Source organism: Aeromonas sanarellii, from assembly GCF_000820085.1.
Lineage (GTDB): Bacteria > Pseudomonadota > Gammaproteobacteria > Enterobacterales > Aeromonadaceae > Aeromonas > Aeromonas sanarellii.
In genome coordinates, this window is sequence record NZ_CDBN01000002.1 from 32,338 (window position 1) to 43,575 (window position 11,238).

The window sequence follows — 11,238 nt, forward strand, 5'->3', positions numbered from 1 at the left end:
CCGTTGACCCGTCATGGGCCTCTCTTTTGCCGTTCAAGGCCACTCGTGCCTCTCGCCGTACAGCCTGCCTGTTACGGGATCTCGTGGACTTCGGCGATCAGCATATAGCCGCTGCCACGTATGGTCTTGATGATGCGCGGGCTCTTGCCGTTGTCACCCAGCTTCTGGCGCAACCGGCTGATCTGCACGTCGATGCCGCGCTCCATGGGCAGGCTCTCGCGACCGCGGGTGGCGTCCGAGATGGTATCCCTGTCCAGCACCACGCCGGGCTGCTGCAGGAACATGCCGAGCAGCATGGCGTCGCTGCCGGAGAGGTCCAGCAGGCTGCCGTCGTCGTGGGTCAGCTGGTGGCTCAGGGTGTCCAGGGTCCACTCGGCAAAGCGCAGCCGGCGGCTCGGCTCCTTCTCCTTCTCCGGCTGGCGGAATTCGGCGCGGCGCAGCAGCGCCTTGATGCGGGCCTGCAGCTCGCGCGGGCTGAACGGCTTGGCGATGTAGTCGTCGGCGCCAAGCTCCAGGCCGATCACCCTATCCGCCTCGTCGGAGGCGGCGGTCAGCATGATGATGGGTACCTGGGAGTCGCGACGGATCTGCTGGCAGAGGGTAAAGCCGTCGTCGCCGGGCATCATGATGTCCAGAATGATGAGGTCCGGGCTGTGCTGGGCGAGTTGCTGGCGCATCTCGTTGCCCTCTGCCGCGGTCAATACCTGAAAGCCCGCCCGGGTCAGGTATTCGTTGAGCAGCTCGCGGATCTCCTGATCGTCGTCGACGATAAGCAGTTGTTTGCTCGTTGACATATGTATGTGCATCCACCCATTTTTTTGTGCAGATTGAACCTGTCGGGGGAGCAAAAAGCAAGCAAGGCCCCCCTCTAATGTGAAGTTATGGGCAATATAGCCCCCGGATTGACCCCGATCGCGGGAAAAGAATAAAAAAGGCCGACCCAAACGGGCCGGCCAACACGCAGATTCCGACGACAGGAGTGCACCCCGTGTGGCGCACTCCACAGACTCGATAACGGGGTCGCAAAGGCGGCCCCAACACCTGTGATGGGGCCCGCTGCGCCGGGATGCAGGGGCGGGCCCGTGTCTGTTGTTTCCCCCTGACCGGCGAGCCGGCCAGGGCGTTACTTACACTCGTTCGAAGACGGTGGCGATGCCCTGACCCAGGCCGATGCACATGGTGGCCACCCCCAGGGTCGCATCCTTCTCCTCCATCAGATTGATGAGGGTAGTGGAGATGCGGGCGCCGGAGCAGCCGAGGGGGTGACCCAGCGCAATGGCGCCACCGTTCAGGTTCACCTTCTCGTCCACCAGATCCTGCAGACCGAGATCCTTCACGCAGGGCAGGGACTGGGCGGCAAACGCCTCGTTCAGCTCGAACAGGTCGATGTCGCCGACGGTCAGACCGGCCCGTTTGAGCGCCTTCTGGGTCGCCGGCACCGGGCCGTAACCCATGATGGCGGCGTCGCAGCCGGCGATGGCCATGGCGCGCACGCGGGCGCGCGGGGTGAGGCCGAGGGCCTTGGCTCTGTCCGCACTCATCACCAGCATGGCGGCAGCGCCATCGGACAGCGCCGAGGAGCTGCCGGCGGTGACGGTGCCGTTGACCGGGTCGAACACCGGGCGCAGCTGGCTCAGAGTCTCGACCGTGGTCTCCGGGCGGATCACTTCGTCGTAGTCGTAGAAGAAGCGGGCGCCGCTGGCGTCATGGCCTTCCAGCCCGACGATCTCCCTGGCAAAACGCCCTTCCACGGTGGCGGCGTGGGCGCGGCGGTGGGAGCGGGCGGCAAACTCGTCCTGCTGCTGGCGGCTGATGCCGTGCAACTTGCCGAGCATCTCGGCGGTCAACCCCATCATGCCGGAGGCTTTCGCCACCGACTTCGCCATGCCGGGGTGGAAGTCGACGCCGTGGCTCATGGGCACGTGACCCATGTGCTCGACGCCGCCGATGATGAAGATATCCCCATCACCCACCTGGATGGCGCGGGAGGCGTCGTGCAGCGCCTGCATGCTGGAGCCGCACAGACGGTTGACGGTGACCGCCCCCACCTGCTTCGGAATACCGGCCAGCAGTGCGGCGTTGCGGGCGATGTTGAAGCCCTGCTCCAGGGTCTGCTGCACGCAGCCCCAGTAGATATCCTCGATCTCGTTCGGGTCGAGGTTGGGGTTGCGCAGCAGGATGGATGTCATCAGGTGCGCGGACAAGTCTTCTGCACGCACGTTGCGGAAGGCGCCGCCCTTGGACCGGCCCATCGGGGTCCGGATACAGTCGACAATGACTACGTCTTTCATGAATGGATCTCCTTTCCGCAATCAGTAGAAGGTTTTGCCCTGGGCGGCCATCTCGCGCAAGCGGTCGCTGACGCGGTAGAGCGGGCCCAAGTCGGCATACTGGTCGGCCATGGCCACGTAGCGATCCAGACCAATGGTGTCCAGATAGCGGAACACGCCGCCGCGGAAGGGAGGGAAGCCCAGACCGTAGACCAGTGCGATGTCGGCTTCGGCTGGCGTGGCGACGATGCCCTCTTCCAGACAGAGCACCACCTCGTTGATCATCGGGATCATCATGCGAGCGATGATGGCGTCCTTGTCGAAATCCTGTTTCGGCTTGGCGATGGGGGCCAGCAGCTCGTAAGCAGCGGCATCGGCCACCTTCTTCGGCTTGCCCTTCTTGTCCTGCTCGTAGGCGTAGAAGCCCTTGCCGTTCTTCTGACCGAAGCGGTTCACTTCGTACATCACGTCGATGGCGGTACGACCATCCTTGCTCATGCGCGCCGGGAAGCCCTGCGCCATCACGTCACCGGCGTGGTGGCCGGTGTCGATGCCGACCACGTCCAGCAGGTAGGCGGGGCCCATGGGCCAGCCGAACTCCTTCTCCATCACCTTGTCGACGGCGGCGAAGTCGGCACCATCGGCGACCAGCTTGTTGAAGCCGAAGAAGTAGGGGAACAGCACCCGGTTGACGAAGAAGCCCGGACAGTCGTTGACCACGACCGGGGACTTGCCCATGGCGGCGGCATAGGCCACCACGCGGTTGATGGTTTCATCGGAGGTCTGCTCGCCGCGGATGATCTCCACCAGTGGCATGCGGTGCACCGGGTTGAAGAAGTGCATGCCGCAGAAGCTCTGCGGGCGCTTCAGCCCCTTGGCCAGCAGGGAGATGGGAATGGTGGAGGTGTTGCTGGCGAGCACGGCGTCTTCGCCGATCACGCCTTCCACTTCGCCCAGTACGGCGGCCTTCACTTTCGGGTTCTCGACCACGGCTTCGACCACCACATCCACATGCTTGACGTTGTCATAGCTGAGGGTCGGGGTGATGGCGGAGAGCACCTGGCCCATCTTGATGCCGTCGATGCGACCCTTCTCGAGCTGGCCGTTGAGCAGCTTGGTGGCCTCATTCATACCAAGTGCCAGCGCCTTCTCGTTGATGTCCTTCATCACCGCCGGGATGCCCTTGCTGGCGGACTGGTAGGCGATGCCGCCCCCCATGATGCCGGCACCCAGTACGGCGGCGTGGCCAGTGGCCTTGCTTGCCTGCTTGGCAGCCTTCTTGGCCAGCGCCTTGATGTGCTGATCGTTCAGGAAGATACCGACCAGCGCCTTGGCCACGTCGGTCTTGGCCAGCTTGATGAAGGTGGCGGCTTCGGCGGCCAGCGCGTCGTCACGACCCATGCCGGCGGCGGCTTCCACCGTCTTCACGGCGGCCATGGGGGCCGGATAGTGTTTGCCCGCCACGGCGGCAACCATGCCGGCGGCGGTGGTGAAGCTCATCATGGCTTCCAGCTTGGAGAGGCGCAGCGGGGCCTTCTTGGCGGCGCGGCGGCCCTGCCAGTCCAGCTTGCCCGCGATGGCGTCTTTGATCATCTGCAGCGCAGCGCTCTGCAGCGCCTCTGGCGCGACCACGGCGTCGATGGCACCCACCTTGAGGGCGTCATCGGCACGGACATCCTTGCCGGTGGTGATCCACTCCAGCGCGTTGTCGGCACCGATCACCCGTGGCAGGCGGACGGTGCCGCCAAAGCCCGGCATGATGCCGAGCTTGGTCTCGGGCAGACCGATCTTGGCGCTGGTGTCGGCCAGCCGGAAATCGGTGGAGAGAATGGTCTCGCAGCCGCCGCCCAGGGCGTGGCCCTTGATGGCAGAGAGGGTCGGAACCGGCAGATCTTCGATGGCGTTGAAGATGTCGTTGGCCTTTTTCAGCCAGCCGAGCAGATCTTCTTGCGGCAGATCGAACAGTTCCAGGAATTCGGTAATATCGGCGCCGACGATGAAGGCGTCTTTGCCGGAGGTGAGGATCAGACCCTTCAAATCGGCTTGTTGCTGTAATGCGGCGATCGCTTCGCTCAGGGAGAGCAGGGTAGCGCGATCCAGCTTGTTGACTGAACCCGGGGCATCGAACCTCAGTTCGGCAATGCCGTCTTCGAGGTAGCTGACCGTCAGGGTTTCGCCTTGGTAGATCATGAGAGTGTCTCCTTGTTCCCACTCTGTGGGGAATGGTGCTCCTTTATCCCCAGCAGGGGGCGAGGCTCACTATTGATCCAAAAGGAGACATTTTCAACACCTATTTAAAACATTTGTTTAACAGTTGTCGAGTAAAAGCTCTCCATCACGGAACGGACAAAAGAGAGGCGCCTTGCGGCGCCTCCGATGGATATGAGTCTTTTATCAACTGGCCAGTTCGGGACGATCGCGATACTGGTTCAGCACCTCGGGATCGGCGAGGGCATGGGTGTTGTTGACGGGTCTGTTGTGCACCACTTCCCGCACCGCCAGCTCCACAATCTTGCCGGACTTGGTACGGGGGATGGCATCCACCTGCAGGATGCGGGCAGGCACGTGACGGGCGGTGCAGTGCTGGCGCACCTGCTGGCGGATGCGCTCGCGCAGCGCTTCGTCCAGCATGAGGCCTGGCTTGAGCTTGACGAACAGCACCACCCGCTCGTCCTGCTGCCACTGCTGGCCGATGACGATGCTCTCCTCCACTTCGTCGAGCTGCTCCACGTAGCGGTAGATCTCGCTGGTGCCGATGCGCACGCCGCCCGGGTTGAGGGTGGCGTCGGAGCGGCCGTAGAACAGGATGCCACCGGTCGGGGTCAGCTCGATCCAGTCGCCGTGGCACCAGACGTTGTCGAACCGCTCGAAGTAGGCGGCGTGGTACTTGTCGCCCTTCTCGTCACCCCAGAAGCCGATGGGCTGTGCCGGGAAGGGTTTGGTACAGACCAGCTCGCCCTTCTCCCCCTGTACCGGCTGGCCCGCTTCGTTGAACACCTGTACCGCGAGGCCGAGACCGCGCCCCTGGCTCTCGCCGCGGTAGACGGGGCTGAGCGGGTTGCCGATGACGAAGCAGGAGCAGATGTCGGTGCCACCGGAGATGGAGCTGAGCTGCACATCCTGCTTTATCTGCTGGTAGACGTAGTCAAACCCCTCCGGCGACAGCACTGAGCCGGTGCTGCAGATCAGCCGCAAGTGCGGCAAGTTGTGGCTGTTGATGGGGGCATAACCCTGCTTGTGCAGCGCGTCGAGATACTTGGCCGAGGTGCCGAACAGGGCGACCTCTTCGTCGCGGGCGAGATCCCAGAGCACGTTGCCATCCGGGTAGAACGGCGAGCCGTCGTAGAGCACCAGAGTCGCGCCGGAGGCGAGGGCGCTGACCAGCCAGTTCCACATCATCCAGCCACAGGTGGTGAAGTAGAAGATCCGCTCCCCCGGCTTGATGTCGCAGTGCAGCTGGTGCTCTTTCAGATGTTGCAGCAGGGTGCCGCCGATGCCGTGCACGATGCACTTGGGCTTGCCGGTGGTGCCGGACGAATAGAGGATGTAGAGCGGATCGTTGAAGCCCATGGGCTCGAAGGCGAGCTGGGCGCTGGGCTGACTGGCCAGCATCTGCTGCCAGTCGTGACCCAGTTGCAGGGCGTTGCCCAGCAGGGGGATCATCACCGTCTGCTCTATGCTGTCTATCTGGCTCACCACGCCGGCCACCTTCTCCTGAATGTCGATGGCCTTGCCACCGTAGCGATAGCCGTCCACCGCAAACAGCACTCGCGGCCGGGTCTGGCCGAAGCGCTCTACCACGCTGGCTTCGCCGAAATCGGGGCTGGTGGAGGTCCAGATTGCGCCGAGGCTGGTGGTTGCCAGCATGGCCACCACGGTTTCCGGGATATTGGGCAGGTAGGCGGCGATCACATCGCCACGACCAATCCCCTGATTGCGCAGCCACTGGGCCAGACGGGCCACCTGATCCGCCAGCTCGCGCCAGCTCAGGGCGCGGCTTGGGCTCCCTTCAATGCGGGAGATGATGGCCGGGCTCTCGTCCTGGCGGCGCAGCAGGTTTTCGGCGAAGTTGAGCCGGCTGTCCGGGAACCAGCGGGCACGCTGCATCTCCTGGCGGTTCTCCGCCACTATGTTGCCGAGCTCCCCCTTGACGCCGCAGTGCTGCCACACCAGCGGCCAGAAGCGGGTGGTCTTCTCCACCGACCATTGATAGAGATCGGCGTAGCTGCGCAGTTGCAGGCCGTGGAAGTGGTTGACCTCGGCCATGAACCTATGGAGGTTGGAGTGCTGCATCCTGTCCTGATCCGGTGTCCACAGACAAAGGTTTTGCATGAGTCGTTCCTGACGGCTGATATCTACTGTCTGTGGGCAGTGTATTGAATTGTTCTTTGTTTGTTAATTGTCTGTTTTCGTTTAATAACAAAAACCCTGTAACCTATGCGTTACCTCACGAAGCGAAAGCCTGGCGGCTCGAGCCTTGATTCGCTTGATGTTATGCTGAAGTCACATTCGCCCGGAGCAGGACGCCATGAGCAGTTACAGCCAACTTTTTGCCCAGCATCTCGACACCCTTCAGCGGCGCACCCGCGACATACTGCAGCAGCAGGGGCTGAGCGGACTGGCCATCCATGCCGGCCAGACCCACCGCATCTTCCTCGACGATCAGGATTACCCCTTCAAGGTGAACCCCCAGTTCAAGGCCTGGTTGCCGGTGCTGGACAATCCCCACTGCTGGTTGCTGGTGGACGGGGTGAGCCAGCCGGTGCTGCTGTTCTACCGGCCGGTGGATTTCTGGCACAAGGTGGCGGATCTGCCCACTGCCTTCTGGGTCGACTTCTTCGACATCCGTTTCCTGACCCGGCCTGAGCAGGTGGCGGATCACCTGCCGGCCAACAAGCAGGAGTGGGCCTATCTGGGGGGCCACCTGGAGGTGGCCGAGCTGCTGGGGCTGGGGCAACCCAATCCAGAGGCGGTGCTCAACTATCTGCATTATCACCGTGCCTACAAGACGCCCTATGAGCTGGAGTGCCTGCGCGATGCGAACCGCATCGGCGTGCGCGGCCACATCGCGGCCAAGGACTCCTTCATGGCGGGGGCGAGCGAGTTCGAGATCAACCTGGCCTACATGAAGGCGGTCGGGCAGGGGGCCAATGATGCGCCCTACGGCAATATCGTCGCCATCAACCGCAATGCGGCCATCTTGCACTACACCCACCTCTCCACCCAGCGGGTGCCGGATGCGGAGCGCCACTCCTTCCTCATCGATGCCGGGGTGGACGTGCATGGTTATGCCTCCGACATCACCCGCACCTGGGCCTGGCGCCGGGGCGAGTTCGCCGATCTGATCGCGGCGCTGGACGCCCAGCAGCAGGAGATTATCAAGGAGATCAAGCCGGGTCGTCGTTACAGCGAGCTGCACCTGCAGATGCATCACAGGCTGGCGCGCCTGCTGCAAGCCACTGAGCTGGTGGACATGTCGGTGGACGAGATGATCCACACCGGGGTCACCAATGCGTTCTTCCCCCATGGCCTGGGCCACTTTCTTGGCCTGCAGGTACACGACGCCGGCGGCTTCATGCAGGACGAGCGCGGTACCCATCTGCCCGCTCCCGAGCAGTTCCCCTATCTGCGCTGCACCCGGGTGATGGAGGTGGGTCAGGTGTTCACCATAGAGCCGGGCCTCTACTTCATCGACAGCCTGCTGGAGCCGCTGCGCCAGGGTGAACAGGGCAAGCGGGTCAACTGGAACAGGGTCGAGGCCCTGCGCCGCTATGGGGGCATCCGCATCGAAGACAACGTGGTCCTGCACGCCAACGGGGTGGAGAACCTGACGAGGCAAGCAGGGCTCTGATGGCGGCGGATTACCCCATACCGGTCGGGCCTGTGGAGGTGAGTGAAGAGATCAAGAAGAGCCGCTTCATCACCTTCATCGCCCACACACCCACAGTGCCGGCCGCCAAGGCCTGGATCGACGACATCAGAGCACAACACCCCGGGGCCCGGCATCACTGCTGGGCCTTTGTCGCAGGGGCCCCGCAGGACAGTCAGGTGTATGGCTTCAGCGATGATGGCGAACCCTCGGGCACGGCGGGCAAACCCATGTTGGCCCAGCTGATGGGGGCAGGCCTCGGTGAGGTCGCCGCCGTGGTGGTGCGTTATTACGGTGGAGTCCTGCTCGGCACCGGTGGCCTGGTCAAGGCCTACGGCGGTGGCGTGGGGGCCGCCCTCAAGCGGCTCGAGACCCGGATCAAGCGTCAGCAGACCCCCTCCCTCATCCAGTGCGACTATACCGACATGGGGGCGGTGGAGGCGCTGATCTCCACCCATCAGGGTCAATTGCTGGCGGCCGACTACGGTGCCAGCGTCACTCTTCAGGTGGCGTGGGAATCCTCCGCTTGGGCCCAGGTTGCGCGAGAACTGACCGACCGAACTCAGGGTCGGGTATCCCTTCGTCCTCTAGATGGCTAGAATCCATCGCTCTTTTAGTCTGAAGAGGGAGCCGGAATGCAGATTCTGAGCATCATCCGTATCGTGGGTCTGCTGGTCGCGCTGTTCAGCTCGACCATGTTGCTGCCTGCGATGGTGGCTTTTGGGTACCGAGATGGCGGGGGGGCCGAGTTCGTCAACTCCTTCTTCATCGCCCTGCTGCTCGGCACCGCGCTCTGGTTCCCCAACCGCCATCAGAAGAAAGATCTCAGGTCCAAGGAAGGCTTCCTCATCGTCGTGCTGTTCTGGGTGGTGCTGGGCAGCGTGGGGGCCGTCCCCTTCATCCTCAGCGACGTGCCGAGCATGTCGGTCTCCGAGGCCTTTTTCGAGTCGTTCTCCGGCCTGACCACCACGGGGGCGACCGTGCTGACCGGGCTGGACGAGCTGCCCAAGGCATTTCTGTTCTACCGCCAGTTGCTGCAGTGGCTGGGGGGCATGGGGATTATCGTGCTGGCAGTCGCCGTGCTGCCGCTGCTCGGGATCGGGGGCATGCAGCTCTATCGCGCCGAGATCCCGGGGCCGGTCAAGGACAACAAGGTGACCCCGCGCATCGCCGAGACGGCCAAGGCGCTCTGGTTCATCTATCTGCTGCTCACCTCCCTCTGCGCCCTGGCTTACTGGATGGCGGGCATGACGCTGTTCGACGCCATCTGCCACTCCTTCTCCACCCTGTCGGTGGGAGGCTTCTCGACCCATGATGCCAGCATCGGCTTCTTCAACAGCCCGACCATCAATTTGATCACCGTGCTGTTCCTGCTGCTGGCCAGCGTCAACTTCGCCCTGCACTTCATGGTGTTCGCCCACAAGCCGGTGCGCCTGAGCAGCTATCTGCGGGACTCCGAGCTCAAGGTATTCCTAAGCATCCAGTGCGTGCTGGTGCTGATCTGCTTCGTCTCCCTGCTGTTTCACGGCCACTACGCCTCCTGGCAGGAGGCGCTCAACCATGGCCTGTTCCAGGCGGTGTCGCTGGGCACCACCACAGGCTACAGCACCACCAGCTATGCGGAGTGGCCCTCCTTCCTGCCCATGCTGCTGATGTTTTCCGCCTTCATCGGCTGTTGCGCCGGCAGCACCGGGGGCGGCATCAAGGTGATGCGCTTCATGATCCTGTTCCTGCAGGGGATGCGAGAGTTGAAGCGGCTGGTGCACCCGCGCGCCATCTATACCCTGAAACTGGGGCGTCGCGCCGTGCCTGAGCGAATTGTCGAAGCCGTGTGGGGCTACTTTGCGACCTACATCATCCTGTTCTTCATGTTCATGCTGTTGCTGTTGATGACGGGGCTGAACGAGGTGACCGCCTTCTCCGCCGTGGCGGCCGCATTCACCAACGTGGGGCCGGGACTAGGGGAGGTGTCGGCCAACTTCGGCAAGATCTCGGCCACGGCCCAGTGGATACTGATCGTGGCCATGCTGTTTGGACGATTGGAAATCTTCACGCTTCTGGTACTGTTTACTCCTGCATTCTGGCGTAGTTGAGGTAGGTATGAACAAGATTTTGGTGCTTTATTCTTCCCGTGACGGTCAGACGCGGAAAATCGTGGATGTCATGTTGGAGGAGATGCCAGGGTGCGAGGTGGTGATGCACGATTTGCATACCCTGCCCATGTGTAATCTCAGCAAGTATGGCAAGGTGCTGATCGGCGCCTCCATCCGTTATGGCAACTTCCATCCCAGCTTGTTCAGCTTTATCCATGCCCATGCGGAGCAGCTGGAAGTGGCCAACGCCGCCTTCTTCTGCGTGAACCTGACGGCCCGCAAGCCCGAGAAGCAGACACCGCAGACCAACGCCTACATGAAGAAGTTTTTGCGCCTCTCCCCCTGGAAGCCGAAGACCCTGGGGGTGTTCGCCGGTGCGCTGCAGTACTCCCGCTACAACTGGTGGCAGACTCGCATCATTCAGCTGATCATGAAGATCACCGGTGGCAGCACGGATACCAGCAAGGACATCGAGTTCACCGACTGGGAAAGAGTGCGCAGCTTCGCCAGGGAGTTCTGGTCAAAAAGATAGCGGCAATAGGTCTAGAGTGGCTTGGGCCCTGCGGATGCGGGGCGTTTTGTTTGATAAATAGGCGTTTGAGTCATCAAATAGTAAAAACTGTCATTTTTTGCCATTTTTCCCTTGTCAGATCAAATCCGCTCCCTATAATGCGCCTCCATCGACACGGCAAGCGGCAACGCAGAAAGCCTAAGTCGGTAGCCTCGAAAAGCCTGTGAAAATAAGGCTTGACTCGAGAAGGCGGTTGAGTAGAATGCCACTCCCGCAGCAGCCAAAAGCTGCGTCGCTCTTTAACAATTTGAATCAAGCAATCTGTGTGGGCACTCACAGCATCGAGCATCAAAAACAATTTTTGATTTTCACTATCTGTTGACATGATCAAAGCCACTTTTAGTTGCAGCCGTTAATTCAGCAATTCATTGAGCCGCTTTTCGAAGCAACCAAACTTACATTGAAGAGATTGATCATTGCTCAGATTGAACGCTG

The 11,238-nt window shown here is 62.0% G+C and carries 8 protein-coding genes; 4 read left to right on the top strand and 4 right to left on the bottom strand.

Going from position 1 to position 11,238, the window contains the following annotated elements; all coding sequences use genetic code 11:
* Positions 1 to 71 precede the first annotated feature (71 nt).
* From BN1132_RS00300 to BN1132_RS00315, 4 genes are all read right to left on the bottom strand, one after another.
* Positions 72 to 794 carry a response regulator gene (locus BN1132_RS00300; RefSeq protein WP_042074053.1) on the bottom strand — a complete coding sequence of 241 codons (723 nt, stop codon included), beginning with the start codon at positions 792 to 794 and terminating at the stop codon, positions 72 to 74.
* Positions 795 to 1,127: 333 nt separating this feature from the next.
* Positions 1,128 to 2,291, bottom strand: coding sequence for an acetyl-CoA C-acyltransferase FadA (gene fadA / locus BN1132_RS00305; RefSeq protein WP_042074055.1), 1,164 nt, complete (start codon positions 2,289 to 2,291; stop codon positions 1,128 to 1,130).
* 21 nt (positions 2,292 to 2,312) lie between these two features.
* On the bottom strand, positions 2,313 to 4,460 hold the full coding sequence (gene fadB, locus BN1132_RS00310; protein ID WP_042074056.1) for a fatty acid oxidation complex subunit alpha FadB: 2,148 nt from the start codon (positions 4,458 to 4,460) through the stop codon (positions 2,313 to 2,315).
* Positions 4,461 to 4,664: 204 nt separating this feature from the next.
* A complete protein-coding gene (locus BN1132_RS00315) occupies positions 4,665 to 6,602 on the bottom strand; it encodes an acetoacetate--CoA ligase (protein ID WP_042074060.1) in 1,938 nt (645 codons plus the stop codon).
* Positions 6,603 to 6,798: 196 nt separating this feature from the next.
* On the opposite strand from BN1132_RS00315, the gene pepQ reads away from it, so the two are divergent.
* The 4 genes from pepQ to hemG are packed head-to-tail and all read left to right on the top strand — an operon-like array spanning position 6,799 to position 10,764.
* Positions 6,799 to 8,121, top strand: a complete 1,323-nt coding sequence (gene pepQ / locus BN1132_RS00320; protein WP_042074061.1) for a Xaa-Pro dipeptidase — start codon at positions 6,799 to 6,801, stop codon at positions 8,119 to 8,121.
* A complete protein-coding gene (locus BN1132_RS00325; RefSeq protein ID WP_042074062.1) occupies positions 8,121 to 8,738 on the top strand; it encodes a YigZ family protein in 618 nt (205 codons plus the stop codon). Before pepQ ends, BN1132_RS00325 begins: the two co-directional genes overlap by 1 nt.
* A gap of 36 nt (positions 8,739 to 8,774) precedes the next feature.
* On the top strand, positions 8,775 to 10,232 hold the full coding sequence (locus BN1132_RS00330; RefSeq protein ID WP_042074066.1) for a TrkH family potassium uptake protein: 1,458 nt from the start codon (positions 8,775 to 8,777) through the stop codon (positions 10,230 to 10,232).
* Between the two features lie 7 nt (positions 10,233 to 10,239).
* Entirely contained in the window at positions 10,240 to 10,764 is a 525-nt protein-coding gene (gene hemG, locus BN1132_RS00335; protein WP_042074068.1) for a menaquinone-dependent protoporphyrinogen IX dehydrogenase, read from the top strand.
* The last annotated feature ends 474 nt before the right edge of the window (positions 10,765 to 11,238 follow it).